The organism is Nocardia sp. NPDC052112 (assembly GCF_040680135.1).
Lineage (GTDB): Bacteria > Actinomycetota > Actinomycetes > Mycobacteriales > Mycobacteriaceae > Nocardia.
In genome coordinates, this window is the sequence record NZ_JBFAWD010000006.1 from 408,386 (window position 1) to 426,913 (window position 18,528).

At 64.8% G+C, this 18,528-nt stretch carries 12 protein-coding genes; 7 read left to right on the forward strand and 5 right to left on the reverse strand.

What is annotated here, in order from left to right:
• Nucleotides 1-213: 213 nt before the first annotated feature.
• A complete protein-coding gene (locus AB0L58_RS14650; RefSeq protein WP_364386541.1) occupies nt 214-1,410 on the reverse strand; it encodes a cytochrome P450 in 1,197 nt (398 codons plus the stop codon).
• Nucleotides 1,411-1,851: 441 nt separating this feature from the next.
• Here AB0L58_RS14650 and AB0L58_RS14655 point away from each other — a divergent pair, with 441 nt between their 5' ends.
• The 4 genes from AB0L58_RS14655 to AB0L58_RS14670 all read left to right on the forward strand — a co-directional run bounded on the left by AB0L58_RS14655 (nt 1,852) and on the right by AB0L58_RS14670 (nt 7,889).
• A complete protein-coding gene (locus AB0L58_RS14655) occupies nt 1,852-4,203 on the forward strand; it encodes an arylsulfatase (protein ID WP_364386691.1) in 2,352 nt (783 codons plus the stop codon).
• A 47-nt stretch (nt 4,204-4,250) separates the two neighbouring features.
• Nucleotides 4,251-5,156 carry a formylglycine-generating enzyme family protein gene (locus tag AB0L58_RS14660; RefSeq protein WP_364386693.1) on the forward strand — a complete coding sequence of 302 codons (906 nt, stop codon included), beginning with the start codon at nt 4,251-4,253 and terminating at the stop codon, nt 5,154-5,156.
• 1,223 nt (nt 5,157-6,379) lie between these two features.
• On the forward strand, nt 6,380-6,547 hold the full coding sequence (locus AB0L58_RS14665; RefSeq protein WP_364386543.1) for a hypothetical protein: 168 nt from the start codon (nt 6,380-6,382) through the stop codon (nt 6,545-6,547).
• Nucleotides 6,548-6,725: 178 nt separating this feature from the next.
• A complete protein-coding gene (locus AB0L58_RS14670) occupies nt 6,726-7,889 on the forward strand; it encodes an acyl-CoA desaturase (RefSeq protein WP_364386545.1) in 1,164 nt (387 codons plus the stop codon).
• Here the strand turns inward: AB0L58_RS14670 and AB0L58_RS14675 are convergent.
• From AB0L58_RS14675 to AB0L58_RS14685, 3 genes are all read right to left on the reverse strand, one after another.
• Nucleotides 7,839-9,158, reverse strand: a complete 1,320-nt coding sequence (locus AB0L58_RS14675) for a tetratricopeptide repeat protein (RefSeq protein ID WP_364386547.1) — start codon at nt 9,156-9,158, stop codon at nt 7,839-7,841. The two genes, AB0L58_RS14670 and AB0L58_RS14675, sit on opposite strands and share 51 nt — an antisense overlap.
• Before the next feature lie 81 nt (nt 9,159-9,239).
• On the reverse strand, nt 9,240-10,880 hold the full coding sequence (locus AB0L58_RS14680; RefSeq protein WP_364386549.1) for a DUF4331 domain-containing protein: 1,641 nt from the start codon (nt 10,878-10,880) through the stop codon (nt 9,240-9,242).
• 237 nt (nt 10,881-11,117) lie between these two features.
• Nucleotides 11,118-12,254, reverse strand: coding sequence for a LuxR C-terminal-related transcriptional regulator (locus AB0L58_RS14685; protein ID WP_364386551.1), 1,137 nt, complete (start codon nt 12,252-12,254; stop codon nt 11,118-11,120).
• A 278-nt stretch (nt 12,255-12,532) separates the two neighbouring features.
• Between AB0L58_RS14685 and AB0L58_RS14690 the strand changes: the two genes are divergently transcribed.
• Nucleotides 12,533-14,746, forward strand: coding sequence for a glycoside hydrolase domain-containing protein (locus AB0L58_RS14690; protein ID WP_364386553.1), 2,214 nt, complete (start codon nt 12,533-12,535; stop codon nt 14,744-14,746).
• Between the two features lie 15 nt (nt 14,747-14,761).
• Here the strand turns inward: AB0L58_RS14690 and AB0L58_RS14695 are convergent, their stop codons facing one another.
• The gene (locus AB0L58_RS14695) at nt 14,762-15,646 is read right to left on the reverse strand and encodes an alpha/beta fold hydrolase (RefSeq protein ID WP_364386555.1); all 885 of its coding nucleotides are present in this window, start codon (nt 15,644-15,646) and stop codon (nt 14,762-14,764) included.
• A gap of 123 nt (nt 15,647-15,769) precedes the next feature.
• Here AB0L58_RS14695 and AB0L58_RS14700 point away from each other — a divergent pair, with 123 nt between their 5' ends.
• Both AB0L58_RS14700 and AB0L58_RS14705 read left to right on the forward strand, forming a co-directional pair.
• Nucleotides 15,770-16,741: a PHB depolymerase family esterase gene (locus AB0L58_RS14700; RefSeq protein WP_364386557.1), complete on the forward strand. Its 972-nt coding sequence runs from the start codon at nt 15,770-15,772 to the stop codon at nt 16,739-16,741.
• Nucleotides 16,742-16,912: 171 nt separating this feature from the next.
• Nucleotides 16,913-18,376 carry a TIGR00366 family protein gene (locus AB0L58_RS14705; RefSeq protein WP_364386559.1) on the forward strand — a complete coding sequence of 488 codons (1,464 nt, stop codon included), beginning with the start codon at nt 16,913-16,915 and terminating at the stop codon, nt 18,374-18,376.
• Nucleotides 18,377-18,528: the final 152 nt, after the last annotated feature.

Here is an 18,528-nt window from a genome sequence, read left to right on the forward strand (position 1 = left end):
ACCGCCAGCGGACGAACCGCACCATGCTCGCCATAACCCGAGCTCACCGCGAATCACCCACTCTCGAGACCTGGAGCGCCCCATCCTCGAGCAGGAACAGGCCCGCGATGGTCGCGTCCTTGTGGAAGCCGAGTTGGAAAGGTGCAGATCGCGATCGGCGCACGGGGTGACCATGTGCGGGTGCCGCCGTGACGGTCACCGAGGTACGAGAGATTATGGCGTGAACAGGATTTCGCTGTGGCGGGGCGGGGCTGTGGTCGCGTACCGGACCCGCTGATCGCCGGGCTGTATCCGCTGCCACCGACTGAACCGCTGTGCGAGCACCGCGATGGACAGCGCGCCGGTGAGCAGCGCCATGGGTTCGCCGATGCACTTTCGCTTGCCGGCGCCGAACGGCAGTCGGGCGGGGCCGAGGGCGATGAACAGTTGGTCGCCCGAATGCAGCGGGCGACCGGCCAATTCGGTATCGACCGCGACGTTGCGGAAGATCAGCGGAAATGAGGGCCGCTGCGTGACAACATCACCGAAAAGCGCGGTGAGCAGCGGCAACCGAGCGAGGTCGGCCGCCTCCGGCGTGCGGTTACCGACCACTTGCTCGAGTTCGGTCCGCAATCCGGCCAGCTCCCCCGGATTGTCCGCCAACCGTAAGCACGCCCACGCCTGAGCACATGCGGTGCTGTCGAAACCCGCCATCAAATGGCTCATCACCTGATCGCGTATCCGCTGAACCGAAAGTTCCGGACGCACCTGCAGCAGGTGCGCGAGCAGATCGCCGTCGGAGCCGCCCACGGCGCGCCGCCGGTCGATGATGGTGTAGACCTCGGTATCCATCGCGGCGATGGCACGCTGATAGCTGCCGCCGCCGACGCGGAACCACTGCTTGCGCTGGCTGTCGAAGATCGGCTGGGCCAGTCGTATCAGTGTCGCGCAGTCGACGGCTTGTCCGAAGAGATGTCGCGCCAGCAGTTCCACATTCAGCAGTTTGAATTCGGTGAATACGTCGACAGCTCGGTCTGGGCTCCAGCTTCCGACGCGGTCGACCAGCCGACCGACGGTCTCCTGCGCGAGCGGCGCCAGATTGGCGGCCGCGAACGCGGGATTGGTGTGTTCACGCAAGGTCCGCCAGTTTTGTGGATCGTTGACAGCGAACAACCCTTCGTCCCCGGTCGCCTTGCGGATTATCCGATAGATCGGGCCACCTTTGTCGAAATCTCCGGCGCCGGTACGCAGTACGCGGTCGACCAGGTCGAAGTCGCTGATCAGCCAAGACCGCCCCGGCAAGGGTATCCGGACACGAATGATTCCGCCGTTGCGCTGCGCCCGCCCGATCAGTGCGGCCGGTAGGTTGCGGTCGGCAATGGCCTGCCGCCAACCGATATCGGCTCGAATTCCGTTGGGCACAGCAGCCACCCCGCTCCTGGGCCGGATGTATCGAACCTGACGTTAGCAGGGCCTTGCGGTCGTCCGGGTCGAAAGAGTGGACCTGCGACGATCCCGGCACGCCCGAAAGGGTGCGGTCTCGCCTGTGCGAATCGCGCACCTCGGCCAGCGCGCAGGTCGCCGCCCTTCGATCCGATCGTTTCGGGAGCACACCGCGGTATGTCGTCGTACTCTCTGAGTACCGAAGGTGTTGATCAGCGAATATCCGGACATCGGGTCCGGCAGGAGCGTGACCACCACACGTCGAATCGCACATCCGAGCCCGTCTCCGCGGTATCGCCGGAGCTGGGAATGCCCATCCGACACGACAGCCGCATCGATCGGCCTTGGCGCGTGTACCCGGCATGAGGTCCGGAACCCGGACAACAGGATGAATGGCAAATAAACAGCTTTCGTTACCGGAGGTAAATGATGGCCAAGAAGTTCGAGGGGGCGGTCGCACTCGATATCCGTGATTCGGTGGCCGATTGGGGGCCTTACGCGGAGCCGGCTGCCCCGCGCGGCGCGCCGAACGTGCTGTATCTGGTGTGGGACGACATCGGGATCGGTACCTGGGACTGCTACGGCGGACTGGTCGAAATGCCGAATATGAAGCGCATAGCCGATAGTGGTGTGCAGTTCACGCAGTTCCACACCACCGCCCTGTGTTCACCCACTCGTGCCTCCCTGATGACCGGCCGGAATGCGACCTCGGTCGGGATGGCGACCATCGAGGAGTTCACCGACGGGTTCCCGAGCATGTGCGGTCGCATACCGGCCGAAACCGCGCTGTGCTCGGAGGTTCTCGCCGAGCGCGGGTGGAACACCTACGCGGTCGGCAAATGGCATATGACACCGCTAGAAGAAGAGAATCTGGCGGCGTCCAAGCGGCATTGGCCGCTGGGACGTGGGTTCGAGCGGTTCTACGGGTTCCTGGGCGGCGAGGCGGACCAGTGGTATCCGAATCTGGTCTACGACAATCACCCGATCTCGCAGCCGTACGCGCCGGAAGACGGATATCACCTGTCGAAGGATCTAGCCGACAAGGCGATCGAGTTCATCCGCGACGCGAAGGTGGTCGCCCCTGATAAGCCATGGTTCACCTATCTGTGCCCGGGATGCGGGCATGCGCCGCACCACGTACCACGGGAATGGGCCGACAAGTACCGCGGCCGGTTCGATATGGGCTACGAGAAGTACCGGGAGATCGTGCTGGAGAACCAGAAGCGCATGGGACTGGTACCTGAGAACACCGAACTGTCACCCATGAACCCGTATGTGAATGTCACCAGTGCAGACGGCAAACCCTGGCCGCTGCTGGACACGGTGCGAGCATGGGATTCGCTGTCGGAGGACGAGAAGCGGCTGTTCCGACGGCAGGCGGAGGTGTTCGCCGGATTCCTGTCCTACACCGACGCACAGATCGGCCGACTACTGGACTATCTCGAGGAAAGCGGCCAACTGGACAACACCATCATCGTCACCTTCTCGGACAACGGTGCCAGCGGCGAAGGCGGCCCGAACGGCACCGCCAACGAGATGAAGTTCTTCAACGGCTACCTCGACACGATCGACGACAGTCTGGCCAAGCTCGACGAACTGGGTTCGCCGACCACCTACAGCCACTACAGCATCGGGTGGGCGATGGCGTTCAACACCCCGTACAAGCTGTACAAGCGATATGCCTCGCACGAAGGCGGCATCGCCGACCCGTGCCTCATGTCATGGCCCGCCGGGATAGCGGCCCGCGGCGAAGTGCGCCACCAGTACCTCAACGTCTGCGATGTCACCCCGACCGTTTACGACCTGCTCGGTATCGCACCACCGGACACGGTGAAGAATGTGGCACAACGTCCCTTGGAAGGGATCAGTTTCCGGGCGCTGTTCGACGACGCGAACGCGGACGTCGGCAAGCACACGCAGTTCTATTCGATGCTCGGCACGCGCGGCATCTGGCATCGCGGGTGGTTCGCCGACACGATTCATGCGGCATGCCCGTCCGGCTGGGGACATTTCGACAAGGACCGCTGGGAACTGTTCCATATCGAGCAGGACCGCAGCCAGATGCACGACCTCGCCGAAGTTCACCCCGAGAAACTGGCCGAGCTGAAGGCGCTGTGGTTCTCGGAGGCCGAGAAATACAACGGCATGCCGCTCAACGATCTCGACGTCATCTCCGCCCTGACCCGCTACCGCCCGACCTACGGCGCGAAGCGGGACAACGCGGTCTACTATCCGGGCATCGCGGAGGTGGGACCCGGTGCGGCACTGGAGATTCAGGGGCGGTCGTTCGCGCTGCTCGCGGAGACGACGATCGACACTGCCGATGCCGAGGGGGTGCTGTTCGCCCACGGCGGCCGCCTCGGTGGACACACGCTCTACGTCAAGGACGGTCACCTCTACTACACCTACAACTTCCTCGGTGAGGAAGAGCAGACCATCGTCTCCGATCGAACGGTGCCGCTGGGTGACCACATCCTCGGGATCCGGTACGAACGCCAGGGAACCCGCGCCGACAATTTCACACCCACCGGTGCGGCCGTGCTGTACATCGATGAGGACCCGGTCGGCTCATTCGAGGACATGCGGACCCAGCCCGTCGTGTTCTCCGGTGTCGGGGAAGGAATCCGCGTCGGTCGCGACGGTGGCCAGTCCGTTTCCGCGCGGTATCGCGCACCGTTCCCGTTCACCGGGGGAACCATGCACCAGGTCATCGAGGACGTGAGCGGCAAGCCCTATCAGGACCTGGAAATGGTTGCGGCTGCGGCATTTTCGCGGGATTGAGGCGACGATCCGTGGCGACCGCAATCCGTGACGACATCCGGCGAGGCATGGTCCGGATATCCGGTGGCAGCTTCGCCATGGGATCGGAAGACTTCTTCCCCGAAGAGCGGCCGGTGCACCGGGTGCGGGTCGATTCGTTCTGGATCGACCCGCACCCGGTGACCAACGCCGCATTCCGCCGCTTCGTGAAGCGGACCGGGTACGTCACGGTCGCCGAACGCATTCCCGCAGCCGAGGACTATCCGGACGTGGAGCCCGAGAACCTGGTTCGGGGCGCGCTGGTATTCCAGCCCACCAGGGGACCGGTGCCATTGGACGACTGGCGCCGTTGGTGGCGGTATGTGCACGGCGCGTGCTGGCGCCACCCGCGCGGGCCCGGCAGCACACTGGACGGGCTCGACCGCCACCCGGTCACCCAGGTCGCCTACGAGGACGCCGCGGCATATGCGGCCTGGGTCGGCAAAGAGCTGCCGACGGAGGCCGAATGGGAGTACGCCGCCCGCGGCGGACTGGACGGGGCCACCTATGCCTGGGGCAATGAATTCGAACCGACCGGTCGACGGATGGCCAATATCTGGGTCGGTGCGTTTCCGTGGCAATTCCAGCCCGGTCGAGGGCAGACCGGGACACCCGGCACCACAGCGGTCGGCACCTATGCGCCGAATGGTTACGGTCTGCACGATATGACCGGCAACGTGTGGGAGTGGACCGTCGACCATTTCCGCCCCGAGTACCCGGCGCCGAGCTGCTGCGCCCCACTCGATCCGCACGTGGATGCGCCCGAATCAACGGCACCGCAACGCTTTCCCCGCCATATCATCAAGGGCGGCTCATACCTGTGCGCGGCGTGCTACTGCCTGCGGTACCGGCCCGCAGCTCGACAAGGTCAGGCCGAGGACACCGCGACCTGCCACATCGGCTTCCGGTGCGTCGTGCACGAGATCGCTTCGTGAAATCGTGTCCTCGACCTGTCAGGGCGGCGCCGGACGCGATCCGACCGCGTTCAGCCCACCTCCCCGTGGTGCTCGGCCGAGGGGCTCAGATGCACCAGACGACACTGCCGAGGGGGAAACACCACGTGGCTGATCCGAATGATCCTCCTCCTTGGACCGGAGCAGCGGCGGAGGGCGATGGAGGCGCCACGGCAGCCGAATCGGCAGTGGCCGCGGGCGCCGCGAGGACGAGCAGGGGCGCGGCGATAAGAGTCGCGGCTAGGGTTTTGACGATCTTGCTAGACATTTTGCTTCCTTACAACGACCTCTATGAAGTCCCGCGTACTCGGCCGCGCTGCCGAGCTACCGGACTGGGGCTGCGAGTGCGTCACGTGCCGAATCGACTCTGCGACACGCGATTCGCCAATTGGTGAAGTACATGACGCGTCCCGACAGGAACGCGCATTCAGGCTGGCCGACAGCTCAGCATCGACCGGACCGAACCAGACGCCATTTGGTACCACGGAAGGCGTCGTTAACAGCATACCGCTGGCTACCAGACGATTCGGCCGGAACGAGAACATTTAAAAGATAACTTTCCTGTTTAAGACCGGTAAAGCGACGTTTGCAATGCCTATCGGCCGGTCTTCGGTTCGACCGGGGAGTCATCGACATCGCCGCCTCGGCTCGCCGCGTGTCGCTCGCAACCGGCTGGCGACGCGACAGACACCAGTTCGGCCCTTCATGAACACAGGCAGATCTGTATCGCCCTGTGGAGACCTTGCTGCATCGTGACGCGCTGGCCCGCTTCGGCCGCGCGCTGTCGATCCGACCCGCACCCAGATCCTGCTGAGCCTGCGCGGATCACTGCGCGACGGCGGTGCTCGTCGAAGGCGACCCGGAACCCCTGGCCCGAGCGCTGGCCGACGTGCTCGACCGGATTCCCAGCCTGCCCGCCGACGATCCCGCCGCGATCCTCACGGTGCAGCCCACCGAAGCCGTGGTCGCGGTCGACGCCTACCTGCACAAGATCGCGGGCGAGGCCCACCCGATCCTCGGCCGGCGACACCATCGTCGACGAACTCGATACCGGTGGCGCGGTACTGCGCCCCTCGGTACACCTCGTAGCGGACAGCACCGCGGCACAACTCAACGTCGAACTGCCCTTCCCGTGCGTGTGGGTTGGCCCATGGTCGGCGTCGGACGGCGTTGCGCCGCTGAAGCATTCACTGGTATTGACGGCAATGACCGAGCGAAAGCGCCTGATCGAAGAGCTCCTCGACGAGCCGACGATCACCAACCTGTACCTCGGCGACAATCCGACCACCTGGCTGCGCCCCGGCGTACCCCACGACAGCTATCTCGCCGAATTCCTGATGCGCACCAAAGGCATGATCCGATCCGGAGTTTGACCGCCCTCCTGACAGCTGGTATCACTCGTCCTGGCGGCACGGCCCGACCCCAAGTCACCGACCCCGAGCATTCGCGCGGTGTGGGCCTATTGTTCGGTTCCGGCCGGTAGGTTTGCGGATGCGGATATCCTTCGCAGCCGATGATGTGCAGCCAGTGATGAATGGATAGGGCCAACGCGTGACATCGACCGAAACCGAACCGCGCGTCGAGCCCGACCGGGTCGCGGAGCGGGGCAGCGACTACGCCCGGCTGGCTCGCCGAGTGCGACAAGCGGGACTGCTGAACCGGCGGCTGCGGTACTACGGCTGGCGAATCGCGGTCACCGTGGCCGGGCTGGCTGCCGGGTGGACGGCGTTCGCTCTCATCGGCGACTGCTGGTGGCAGCTGGGCACCGCGGTGTTTCTCGCCGTGATCTTCGCTCAGTTCGCCTTCCTGGGCCACGACGCCGGACATCAGCAGATCTTTCGCACCCGACAGGCCAATTATCTGTTCGGCATGATATGCGGGAATCTGGCCATCGGGTTGAGCATCGGCTGGTGGGTCGGCAATCACAATCGACACCACGCGAACCCCAACACCGAGGACGCCGACCCCGACATCATGGGCATACTGGCGCATTCCGGTGTGCGGGCGCGGGCCAGCCGTGGCATCCGGCGGCTGATATTCCGATATCAGGCGTGGCTGTTTTTCCCGATGTTGTTCCTCGAAGCGGGCAGCCTGCACACCGCAAGTGTGCGAGCTGTGGCACGCCGGGCGACGCCGTACTGGGGCCGGGAGGCCGCACTGCTCGGTGCCAACGCGGCCTTGTACCTGTCCGCGGTATTCCTCGTGCTGTCCCCGGCCAAAGCCATTGCCTTCCTTGTGATGCAGCAAGGCCTGTTCGGGTTCTATATGGGGTGCACGTTCGCACCCAACCACAAGGGAATGGCCGTGCTGTCGAATCCCGGTTCAACCGACTTCCTACGTCGTCAAGTGCTCACATCCCGCAATGTCCACGGCGGGTGGCTGACCGATGCTGCCCTCGGCGGTCTGAACTACCAGATCGAACACCACCTTTTCCCGACCATGCCCCGGCCCAACCTGCGCCGAGCCCAACCGCTGGTCGCCGCATTCTGTGCTGAAATCGGTGTTCCCTATTGCCAGACAAGCCTTCTCGGCTCATATACCCAAGCGCTGCGTCACCTGCACACCGTCGGTCGGCTCGCCGGTCCGGATGCGAACCGACCACCCGGTGCGACTCGCGAAGCCTTGCGTGACACCGAGATCGGGGCGCTGGTGGCCCCGATCGATTCATCGGGCACCGAGCACCGCGAGGGCTTGTCGGGCACGGGGAGCGTGTAAGGGCGAGAAGTGCGGGTTGATTCGGAGCGCGTCGGCCAGTGCGGTGGCCGCCTGATCGGCCTCACCCAGCGCCGCGAGAATCATGCCGCGATGGTAGGCGAGAGTGGCGCTGCGCCAGCCCAGCGATGCCGCCCGGTCGGCGTAACCGATCGCCTCGGCATCGCGGCCCGCCTTGTGCAGCGACCAAGCGAGCACATCGGATGTGATGACACTTTGTCTGCGGTCGAACTCCAGTTGTGCCAGTCGCACCGCCTCGACGGGATCGCCGTGTTCGGCAGCGAGCTGAGCAGCGTCCACGTAGTCGGTGGCGCCCTGAGCTTCGAGTCGACGGAACTGGTCGGACACCTCCCGATACTTGGCGGCCGCCTGGTCGGGTCCGCCTGCCGCATCGAATAGTTCGCCCAACTCGATCAGGTATTCGGGTAGCGGCGCACGGTCGATCAGCGCGGTGTACTGGGCAATGGCTTGTTCGAGCTCGCCGCGGGCGGCATAGGTCTTGGCCATGCCCTGCTGCAGCGCCGCGTTGTGCGGGTTCGCCAGCAGACCGAGCTGATATTGGTTCTGGGCCTCGTCGAGGTCTCCGGTGTTGAATCCGAGCTCGCCGAGGTGGTAGCGGCAGAAGGCGATCTGGTCAGCGGTGTTCGCCGCGGCGAGCGCCATCTGCAGCGCGTGCCGGGCATCGTCGGTGCGACCGTGCAGTTCCAGGTCGTAGGCGGCGCGGGTGAATGCCGGCACACCTGGGCGCAGGTCGAGCATCCGCTGCACGGCCGCGGTCGCGGCATCGGCATCGCCGAGTTGGGTCAGCGCATCGATCAGGACGCCATAGACGTCGGCGCTGTCCGGTCGCACCGCGAGAGCTTGTTCGCCGTAGCGGCGCGCCGCCGTGAACTCGTGCCGGGCATTGGCGAGTGCACCGAGTCCGATCAGCGCCGCGGCATTGCCATCGGGCTGCAACTGCAGCGATCGCTCCAACGCCCGCTGCGCCTCGCCGTAGTTCTCGGGATTGCCGGTCACCCGGGCGAGCTCGACGTAGGAGGCACCCAGACCGGCCCAGCCGATCGCATTGCCGGGTACTCGGTCGAGTTGTCTTCTGGTCTGGGTGATCTGCGTGATCAACGGGTCGCTCGGATCGGTATGGACCGGCCCCGCCGTGGACGAATTGTCGGGCAGTAGTGCCGTCGTCCCCAGTGCGGCGGCGATCAACCCGGCCAGGACGACGAGCAGGATAAGCAAAGGTTTGCGCAAGATACGAGAACGAAGATCGGACATCACAAGTCCTTCGGGCATCGAGGTGAAGAAGGTAAATGATCGTGCCGGTGGCGGGACCGATCCCGCCACCGGCACGAGATGTCAGGCGCTCGGAGGTGGACCGGACGCCGCGGTGCGGCGCGCCCGACGGCGGATCAGCAGCCAGGCGCCGCCCACGACCACCGCACCCGCACCGACACCAGCCGCGATCAGCAGCACCGAAGACGTGCGGTCGGCATCGTCGGTTTGCGCCACCGTGACGGCCGCGTTGCTGGTCGCGGCCGTCGCCGTGGCCTTGGCCGTGTTCTTACCCGGCGACGGCAGCGCGACGTAGGGGAAACTGTCGGAGAACGATGCGTCGTTGGCATCGACTTTGTCCCCGGCAGCCAGCGCGTCGACCGGCTTACCGGTCTGCGCCGCGCCCACCATGGCCTGAAGCGCGATATCGACGACGTCGTCGCTCAGCCGCCGACCGTTGGGGAATCCCTGGAGATCACCGCCGATCACGCCGAGCCGATTCGGCTTCGCCGTGCTCGGCACCGACATATTCAGGCGCAACATCTCCGATGGCTGGAACGCCGCGGCCTGAGCGTCGGCATTCAGGATCTGCGAGTTCAGGTCGGCCTGAATCGGCGGCGTGCTGCGGTCCAGCGTCGGTGCCTTCTTCGCGATCCCGGTGAGGAAGATTTCCACGAGGTCGTTGCGCGGCGTCGCGGGCGCGGGCACCTTGTAGAGCGACTCGATCAGTTTCGGCAGCTCGGGATCGGTGACCCGTTGCACGACCTCGGGAATCGTCGCATCCTTGCTCGGCGACAGCCCGTTGAATGCGTCCTTCAAGCCGACGGGGACGACAACTTCATTGACGAGAGGGTTGCCCAGGCGCGACACCTGGACGAACTCACCAACCGATGACGCGGCACCCGGGCTCAGTTGCAGCGAGCGGCGCTCGGTGTCGCTCCACACCCCGATCACCGGATTGCGCGCCGGGTCGCTGCGCAGCGCGAGGTCGCGCTTCGGCACCTGCAGGACAACGGTGTTGACGTTGTATCCGGCCAGGGTGTCGGTACCTACCTCGGACAGGTCACCACCATAGAGCAGGTCGAATACGCGCAGATCGAGGAAGAAGGGATCCTCCGCACTCCCGACATACACCGAGCCGCCGCCCGGCAAAGCGGTGGTCGCCTGCTTGCGGAGCTGACCGTAGTCCGGCATCGAGGCCGGACCGGTGAAGGACGGAGCCGCCTGGCCGTGCGCGATCGGCCGCCAGTCGTTCACGCCGTGGCTGACCGACACCGCGTAGTTCTGACGGAACAGCAGGTTCTCGTCGTTCAGTCCGGTGACCGGACCATTGTTGTAGAGGAAGGTGCTGCCGCCGCGCCGATCATCGGTCGTGAAGGTGACTCGATAGGTGATGTCGGGCTTTCCATTTCCGTCGTTATCGATATTGATGTCGTAGTTGGCTTCGGTGGCCCAGGGGTAGAAGTTCGGGCCGCCGTTGGGTTCCTGCAATCCGAACCAATTGGCGACGATCGTCACCGTATCGGGGTTGTCGGGGCTGACGAACGAATAGACGTCGGTGTTGTCCACCGCCGGATCGGCGGCGACCAAGGGGGCCTCGCGGTGGCTCGAGGCGCCTGCGGGCGGCAGTGCGGGGCCGCCCACAGTGCTCAGCGCGATGACGCCGACACCCACGAGAATGCCGGCGGCCCGGCATCGAGAGCCGCGGCGGAGTAGACGGGACATGAGTTTTCCTTCGACAAGTTCGATGATGCTGCGCCGGGGGCGCGGTCGGACACGGCTCGAAAGGTGTATTGGCAAGCAAGGCAAGGCATTCGAATACGCCTTCGACCTCAGCTGATCGGTATTTATCGAGTCCGTGCTGCCAATGGTGAACCCGGACCAGCACGGCCACATCGGTCGATCGACCTATCTCGGACAGGTGCTGCCGCCGCACGGTGGTCGATCTTCGCCATCAGCGGCCTACTCCTCGCCGGGTTCGGCGAATTGACCGGTTCCGGACAGTACGGTTGTCAGCACTCGCACCAGTTCGGCCTGTCGATGCGTACCGGTCTTTTCGAAGACGCGTTGCAGGTGCGTGCGCACGGTGTTCGCCGATACCGCCAGCTCCTCCGCGATCGACCGCAACCCTTCGCCACGCGATGCCGCCGCCGCGACGCGTGCTTCGGCTCCGGTCAACCCGTACAGTTGCCGCAGTGCCTTCGGTCCTCCCGATGTTTCATGGTCCGGGTCGACGATGACGACGAGCGCCGCCGATGTCCGGTCCTCTGGGCGACCGACCTTCGGATCCAGCGGTAACACCAGCAGTGCGTACGAGCTGCGACCGCTGTGCCGGGGGATGAGCGTGCGCCCTCCGGCATACGGTCCATGCCGGCGGATCGCCGAATCGATCATGGCGCGCACCCCGACCGCGGTTCGGCTGTCCGATGATTCGAGGTGGCCGCGGCGACCGATACCGAGGCCGTCTCGCGATTCCAGAATCGACAATGCCGCCGGGTTCGCGTAGCTGACCGCGCCGCAACTCGACACGATCACCAGCCCGTGCCGATGCGCGTCGAGCACGGCGATCGCTTGGCTGTGCGCGTCGCGGGCATCGGTCAAGCAGGACTGCACATTCAGCGCGTTCCGCAGATGCGGGAGCAGCAGGCGCATTGCCGATGCCGCCTGTGCTCGGTCGAGATCGCGGCTCCCATCGGGATATACCCCGATCCACGTTGTGCTTGTGCCACTGGTGAGGAGCGCGAGGATCCCGTTGCCCAGCCGGTGTGGCACCATCCAGTCGCAGAAGAACGGATGGCGGTGCAGGTAATCCGACCCCAGCAGTTCTTCGTACGTCGTAATGACACCCGCGGGTTGATGTTCGAGCGCCCTCGCGATCGGATCGATTCGCCAGAATCTGGTGTTGTAGCTGTGGCGCAGCTCGTCCGCGCCGAGTGAACAGGCGGTCATCCGCCGGCTATTCGATTCCGAGACGACCAAGCCGCCGCGGTGCGCGCCCAGTGCGGTGACGATATCGTGCAGCGCCTGTGACCATTCACGCGGATGCAGCGCCGCGCGGTTGATTCGCGCGACGATCGCGGAGAACCTCTCGATTGTCATCGGCATATGAAATGACCTGCGACACAAGAGAAACGGGAGTCATCCTGGGCGGAGCATAAAGCTTCGAGAGGTGCTGCACACGAGTAGTCCGGCACTTGATTCTACCTGCCCACCTGCCGTCGACGTGGCCCGCTTTCTCATCGGTTTGGATGACGAACCGCGTCACGAACCCTGCTCTACTGAGTTGGGCAACTGCTTCGCTACAGCCGGTCGGCTGTGGCTTCCCGAGGGGGCACCGTGATCGAGACACTTCACACCCGGAATCGGGTGCGGCCGACATGACCAGATACTGGCCGTTGGCACACGGCCGCATCGTGACTTCTCGATTCGGTCCGCGCGACAACGGATTCCACTGGGGTGTCGATCTGGGCTGGCCGGGCGGCAGCGGCGGACTACCCGCCTATGCGGTTCAAGGCGGCACGGTGGTATTCGCGGGTCCGGCCTCCGGATTCGGCGGACCCGATCCGGCGGGCTGGGTCGTCGTGGACCATCCCGCCGAAGACGGTGGCGGCACAACCGTGTACGGCCACGTGGTCCGCGAGGTCGCCGTCGGCGACCGAGTCGAAGCCGGGCAGCGGATCGCCCGGATCAACCCCGATTCCGCATCCAATGGCGGCGTCGCCCCGCACCTGCACCTCGAGTGGCATCGGCATGTCTGGGTGCCACCCGGATCGGACCGCCTCGACCCGCTGCCGCTGCTGGCCGCAGCCGCGGACCCGCCACTCTCGACCAATGGAGGTTCTCGCATGTCGACGGCAGTCGATTTCGCCGCACGTTTCCTCGAACCCGAGGCCATCAAGGCGGCCGGACACAGTGCCGTCCTGGTCTACGTGGCACCGAGCCGACCCGGATCCAGTTTCGGCGCCAAGCCGGTGACCAAGGAGTACATCGATAGCCTGCGGGCCAGCGGACTCGAGATCGTTTCGATATGGCAGTACGGCAAGCCCGGTAATGCCCAGGCACCTTCGGATTGGACCACGGGCTACGACGGCGGGCACCGAATGGGCCTGCAGGCCAAGGAGATCCATATCGCGGCCGGCGGGCCGGACCGGTGCCCGATCTTCTTCGCGGTGGACGAGGATATTTCGCTGAGTCAATGGAACGACCTGGCGGTCGACTTCTTTCGCGGTGTCAACGACGCGATCGGTCGGGACTGGACCGGGGTCTACGGCTCGTCCAAGGTATGCGCCTGGGCCATCCAAGACGGTGTGCTCGGCCGGACTGCCGAAGGCAGGTCCTGGGCGTGGCAGACGCGCGCCTGGTCTGGCAATCGGCTCGACACCCCCGAGGCCGTCCTATATCAGCGCGTGATCGATACCCCATCGAACCCGGGCCCGCTCATCGACGGCAGCTCGGTCGACGTCAACGACATCTTGGCTGCCGACTTCGGGCAGTGGTCCATCCAACGCACTCAGGCACAAGGAGAAAACGCCGTGAACGCCCCCTTCTTCACCGAACTCGACCGAATGGGGGACTCTCGGTCGGAGCGCTGGGGAGCGCGCATCACCAATTTCCTGCTGCACACCGAGGAAGGCAACAGCACGGCCGAATCGCTGGCGGCGTATCTCGACAACACGGCCAACGGCGTCTCGTATCACTACACGCTGAGGAATGGGATCGTCTGCGATGTCGTCGATACGGATTACGCCTCGTGGTCGGTCCTGGATGCGAACGCGCAGACGATCAATCTCTGCTTTGCGGGCAGTCGGGCCGCTTGGTCGCGGGACCAATGGATGGCCATCGACGAAGACCTCCGGATAGCCGCCTGGCTGGCTGTTCAGGATGCGAAGAAGTACGGCTTCGCCACCGATGTGATCGCCCCGCCCTATACGCGGCGCGATGGGATCTCCGACCACAAATACGTGACGGAGTGCCTGGGGATCGGCACCCACACCGACGTCGGCCCCAACTTCCCGTGGGATGTCTTCGAAAACCACGTCCGAGAGTTCACCGGTGCCGCGCCGGCCGGAGAAATCGATGCGAAAGCGGCGGCTTCGCCGTGGCTGGGCCCGCGGCTCGGCACCGGAAGCGAGATGAAGACCGCCGACGGTGTCGGTCGATTCGCGCAGTTCGAGAATGGATACATCTACTGGCATCCCTCCACCGGAGCGCATCCGATCCCGTCGTCGTTGTTCGACAAATACGCGGAAACCGGTTGGGAGGCTGGGCCTTTGGGCTATCCGATCACTGATAACACGATACTGCTCGACCCGAAGGACGTGGAATGGGGCGAGGTGGAGGGCTTCCAGAACGGGGCGCTCTACCACCGCAACGGCCAGCCGGTGTACTGGGTACACGGCGAAATCCGTGACCGCTGGAATCGGAGCGGATTCGAAAACGGCCCACTCGGGTGGCCGACATCCGACGAAATCCCCTTCGACACCGGGAGTTACCAGGAATTCGAAAACGGCCGAATCTACTGGACACCGAAACAAACCCTCGCCCTCCGGTCGGTCAGCGGACATGACGAGCCGTTGCCGGATGGCCCCTGAGAACGGTCGGTTGGGCTATCGGTGTTTACTCCATTCGATGACCGCGGCGACGATCTCGTCGGCGGCGTCTTCCTGGATGTAGTGACCTGCCCCGTCCAACAGGACAGTTCGATGGTCTGGGAACTGTTGCTCCCATCGGCGACGTTCGGGGCCGCGGAACGCGACGTCCTTCGTGCCCCACACCAGCAACGCCGGGCGGTCGCGCAACACCGGCAGTCCCCGCTCGACGTCGGCGAGAAACGCTCTGCTGCAGAGGATTTCCCGCGGGAATACGTGCACCGGCCGACGTGATTCCGGCGTCGGGAACGGCCCACGGTAGGCATTCATCACCGACTCGGGCAGTTTCTTACGCCGGACACCCGCGGGGATGATCCGTTCGACGAAGAAGTTGCGGCGCAGGATCAGCCAGCCGCCGATCGGGCCGCCCAAGAACCGGGAGAATGCCTGGGTGCCCGGATCGGACTTGGGCCAAGCCCAGGTGTTTCCGATGACGAACGAGGCAAAACGGTCGGGGTGTCGCGTGGCGACCGCGAATCCGATCGGGCCACCCCAGTCCTGCACCAGCAGTGTCGCATCACCCAGGTCGAGTCGGATGATCAATTCCTCGACCATGCGGGCATGCTCGGCGGGGGTGAATCCGTAACCGGGAGCTGCCTGTGAAAGTCCGAAGCCGGGATAGTCGATGGCGATACAGCGGAACCGATCTCGCAATCCGAGGATCACGTCCCGGTAGAGGAACGACCACGTCGGATTGCCGTGCAGCATGATCAGCGGCGGTCCGCTGCCCTCGTCCACATAGTGCACCCGCGAGCCGTCGATCTCATCGAAGTGGTCCGCAAACGGGTACAGCTCAGCAGGGATCCAGGCCGGCCTGGAGGGGGTGTCGGCGTTGCTTTCCATCGCGCGTCAGCTCCTTCCCGCAGTGGTTGGTTCAACCAGAATTCTGCTCCGGTGCGTCGTGAAAGCAGGGTCGGTTCTTCGAGGAAATCGAGCAGGCGTGCGTACCCCGGTATCTTTGTCATTGTGACGGTTCCACACACCGAGGTCACCGCGCGGCGGACGCGCCGAACCGCATCGACGATCCTGTCGGCGATCGTGGCGAGTATTGCTGTCGTGTGTGCTGCCGTCTGGTGGCCGCGCACCGCATGGTCCGCACCCGGTGGAGATCCGGTCGGCGAACTGCAGTTCGGTGGGCTGCAACGCACCTATGTCGTACATGCGCCGGTCGGCGGCAGCAAACCGACCGGCCTTGTCGTGGCACTGCACGGCAGGGGTGGCACCGGTCGCGGGGAAGCGGAATTGACCCACTACAGCGATGTCGCCGACGCCCACGGTTTCGTCGTCGTCTACCCAGACGGTGTCGACAAGGGCTGGGCCGACGGACGCGGTGTCTCGGAACCCGATCGCCGAGGCATCGATGACGTCGGCTTCATCACGGCGTTGGTCGACAAACTCGTGCACGACTACGGGATAGACCCCGGTCATGTGTTCGCCACCGGCATGTCCAACGGCGGCTTCATGGCCAACCGCCTCGGCTGCGATCGCGCGGACGTGTTCGCCGCGATCGCACCTGTCGCAGGCACATTGGGCGTCGATGTGGCATGCCGCCCAGCGCGGCCGGTGGCGGTCATGGCGACCCACGGGACAGCCGACCCGATCGTGCCATTCGACGGCGGCACGATGACCGGCCGCGGTGGCCGCAGCGATATCGTCTCGGCAACCGACCTCGCCAGCCGCTGGCGCGATCTCGACGCCTGCCCCGGTCCGCCCGGTGAGACCGTTCTGCCCGGCGGTGCCGAAGGCACCGAAGTCCACCAGTTCAGCGCAACCGAGTGCGCGGCCGGCACCGCCGTGCAGTTCATGCAGGTCGACAATGGCGGCCATACCTGGCCCGGCGGATCGCAATACCTACCCAAAGCGGTCATCGGCGCGACAACACATGCTTTCGATGCCGCCGAGGCGGGGTGGCGATTCTTCGAAGCCCACGCCAGGTGACCCGCGCGTCTTCGGACGTTTGGGCAGTTTGTGCATTTTTGCAGACCATACCTGCGGATTTCTCTCTTGTCTCAACACAACGGCGACAGCAATACTCGCCGGGCGAGCCTGTGCGGTGCGTCACATGCATCCGGCGGCCTCGCATGCGAGAGAAAGATGAGGAACGGCGGGATGACGTCCACCAGTGCAGAAACCGGCACCGAAAACAGTGAGGTAACCAGCCGTGAAAAGGGGCTCGCGCGGGTTGCGCAGTCGCTGGCCAGGTGGACAGAGAAATGGTTCCCGGACGCCTATGTCGTCGCGCTGGCAGGCGTATTGATCGTGGCCATTGCCGCACTGGCCAACGGCTCGTCGCCGCGAACGGTCGCGAACGCGTTCGGCGATGGTTTTTGGGATCTGACCGCTTTCACTCTGCAAATGGCAATGGTGGTTCTCACCGGGTACGTCATCGCCACCTCCCCGCCTATCGCCCGCCTGATCGACCGGCTGGCCACCTGGCCGCAAACCGCCAGTGGTGCGGTGAGTTTCGTTGCGTTTCTTTCCATGTCGATATCGTTTCTGAACTGGGGGCTCAGTCTGGTTTTCGGCGGTCTCCTGGCCCGTGCGATCGCCCGTAGGACCGATCTACGCGTGGACTATCGCGCGCTGGGCGCGGCGGCGTTCATGGGGTTGGGCGCGGTGTGGGCGCTGGGCATATCGTCCTCGGCCGCGCAACTGCAGGCCACCGCCACCTCGTTGCCGCCGGCGCTGTTGCGAGTCACCGGTGTCCTCGACTTCGGACACACGATCTTCACGTGGCAGTCCCTGCTCATGTGCGCCATCATCATGGCGCTCACTGTGGTGATCGCACACTTCTCAGCGCCGAAGGACGCGGCGATCAAGACCGCTCAGGAGTTGGACGTCGACCTCGACGACCAGCCCGCGGAAGTGGCTCCGCGAGCGCGTCCAGGGGAGTGGCTCGAGTACAGCCGTATCCTGCCGATCCTGGCCGTCCTGATGACCGTGGGCTGGTTGATCTCCCAGCTCACCAGCAAACCAGTGCTCACCGTAGTAAGCAGCCTGAACGGTTATCTGCTCGTCTTCCTCATGCTGGGCTTGGTGCTGCACGGGACCCCGCGTAAGTTCCTGCAAGCCGTCTCCCTCGCCGTACCCGCAACCGCTGGCATTCTCGTCCAGTTCCCGCTGTATGCCGCCATGGCCGCGATCCTCACCAAGGCAAAGGGGAGGGGCGGTGTCACCATCTCCGAACACCTCGCGGACTTCTTCACGAATATCGGCGGCGGCGGAAGTTTCGCCATCGTCATCGCTCTGTACACCGTGGTGCTGGGCGTCTTCGTCCCGTCCGGTGGCGGAAAATGGCTGGTCGAAGCCCCTTACGTCATGCAGGCATCGACCGATGTGCACATGAACCTCGGCTGGACGGTCCAGATATACAACGTGGCCGAGGCACTACCCAACCTCATCAACCCGTTCTTCATGCTCCCGCTGCTGGCAGTGCTCAAACTGCGGGCGCGTGATCTGGTCGGATTCACGTTCCTGCAGTTCCTGTTCCACTTGCCAGTGGTACTGCTGCTCGTATGGCTGCTCGGCATGACGTTCGAATACGTCCCACCGATCCTGCCCACCACCCCGTGACCCCGCGAGGACGCGCAGCGGCCATCGGAGATCTTTCGGCATTCCCGGACCACCTCGCGGTTCAAGTCACCGTCAACGCAGGTCGTTGGCTGCGGAGATCCACCGCCGAGCCGTGATCGGCAGTGCGCCAAGGGGGGCGAGATCAGCTGCTC

Excerpts from the sequence above, each read along its gene's own strand:
- AB0L58_RS14695 (WP_364386555.1), bottom strand. The coding sequence starts at position 15,646 with ATGGAAAGCAACGCCGACACCCCCTCCAGGCCGGCCTGGATCCCTGCT.
- AB0L58_RS14675 (WP_364386547.1), bottom strand. The coding sequence starts at position 9,158 with ATGTCCGATCTTCGTTCTCGTATCTTGCGCAAACCTTTGCTTATCCTG.
- AB0L58_RS14690 (WP_364386553.1), top strand. The coding sequence starts at position 12,533 with ATGACCAGATACTGGCCGTTGGCACACGGCCGCATCGTGACTTCTCGA.
- AB0L58_RS14665 (WP_364386543.1), top strand. The coding sequence starts at position 6,380 with ATGACCGAGCGAAAGCGCCTGATCGAAGAGCTCCTCGACGAGCCGACG.
- AB0L58_RS14655 (WP_364386691.1), top strand. The coding sequence starts at position 1,852 with ATGGCCAAGAAGTTCGAGGGGGCGGTCGCACTCGATATCCGTGATTCG.
- AB0L58_RS14660 (WP_364386693.1), top strand. The coding sequence starts at position 4,251 with ATGGTCCGGATATCCGGTGGCAGCTTCGCCATGGGATCGGAAGACTTC.
- AB0L58_RS14685 (WP_364386551.1), bottom strand. The coding sequence starts at position 12,254 with ATGACAATCGAGAGGTTCTCCGCGATCGTCGCGCGAATCAACCGCGCG.
- AB0L58_RS14680 (WP_364386549.1), bottom strand. The coding sequence starts at position 10,880 with ATGTCCCGTCTACTCCGCCGCGGCTCTCGATGCCGGGCCGCCGGCATT.
- AB0L58_RS14705 (WP_364386559.1), top strand. The coding sequence starts at position 16,913 with ATGACGTCCACCAGTGCAGAAACCGGCACCGAAAACAGTGAGGTAACC.